Raw genomic sequence first — 1,321 nt, 5'->3', positions numbered from 1 at the left:
GGCCGTTATCGGCAATGCCCGGGAGGGGCAGGCCCTTGAGGACGCCCTCAGGGGACAGCCCTTTGTGGTGGAAAACGTGGAGCAGAAGGAGCCACACAAGAACAAGGCTGATGCCGAGCAGCGCAAAGGGCATCCAGCCCTGAAAATAGTTGTTGGGCAGCCAGTTGGCAGCCAGTGCGCCCACTGCCGAAAGGCCGGCATGGTCCGCAATCCGCCCGGCTGCTTCAGCCGTGAAAGGCCCGGCGAACATGGCTCCATACATGGTTACAGCCCCGTCGAGGCTCACCGTGCGAAAGACCACCCAGCAAAGATTGATGCACATGAACGTGAAAAAGATGAAGAAGATGCGCAAGGGCAGGGTGGCGAGAACCCTTTCCGTCAGGCTGCCCTTGATGCAGGCGCGGAAAAAGTGGTTGATGCTCAGCATGGCCCCGTGCAGCGCGCCCCATATGATGAATGTCCAGCCAGCGCCGTGCCAGGCTCCGCCTATGAGCATGGTGAGAAAGAGGTTGCGGTACTGCATGAGCCGCCCTTTGCGGTTGCCGCCCAGGGGGATGTACAGAAAGTCCCGCAGCCAGGAACTCAGGGTGATGTGCCAGCGCCGCCAGAAGTCAACAATGCCTGTTGCCTTGTAAGGGGAATCAAAGTTTTCCGGCAGCCGCAGGCCCAGCATGAGCCCAAGGCCGATAGCCATGTCCGTATAGCCGGAAAAGTCGAAGTAAAGCTGAAAAGTATAGCAGAAAGAACCCAGCCAGGCTTCGGCTCCGCTTATGGGAAAGGCTTTTTCCGCCGCGTTGAATACGGCGTTGGCGTACACGGCCAGGCTGTCGGCCAGCAGCACTTTTTTGGCAAGCCCGATGGTGAAAAGGGTGAACCCCTGGGCCAGACCTTCGGAGGTGGAGCCGGAAAGTTCGTCAAGCTGCGGTCCCATCTGTTCGTAGCGCACGATGGGGCCGGAAATGACGTAGGGAAAACAGGCCGAAAAAAGCGCGTGACGCGAAAAGCCCTGAGGCATTACCTGCCGCCGGTATACGCTGACGAGCCAGGCGATCTGGATAAAGGTGTAAAAAGAGATGCCGAGGGGCAGGCCCGGCGGGGTGAAATTCCACTCCGCACCCACGAGCAGGGCCAGGTTCTGGGCGAAAAACCATGAATACTTGAACCAGAGCAGGGGCAGCAGGTTCAGGATCAGGGCCAGGGTCAGCAGTCCTTTGCGGCTGCACGCCCAGCAGCCCAGGCGTTTAAGCCCGTTGCCACTGAAAGGCTGCCGGCGGACGTGCGGACTGACGGTGGTTTGGGCGTCTGCCTCTGCCGCCGCCTC

General features: G+C 60.1%; 1 protein-coding gene. It reads right to left on the bottom strand.

Features of this window, described 5'->3' with window-relative positions; translation table 11 throughout:
- On the bottom strand, window positions 1-1,321 hold a 1,321-nt coding region (locus tag V6C16_RS13465), incomplete at both ends, for an MBOAT family O-acyltransferase (RefSeq protein ID WP_333543463.1).

It is taken from the genome of Desulfovibrio sp. 1188_IL3213, assembly GCF_036763145.1.
GTDB lineage: Bacteria > Desulfobacterota > Desulfovibrionia > Desulfovibrionales > Desulfovibrionaceae > Desulfovibrio.
Note: the sequence above shows the minus strand (reverse complement) of the source record. Positions and strands in the feature narration are given on the sequence as shown.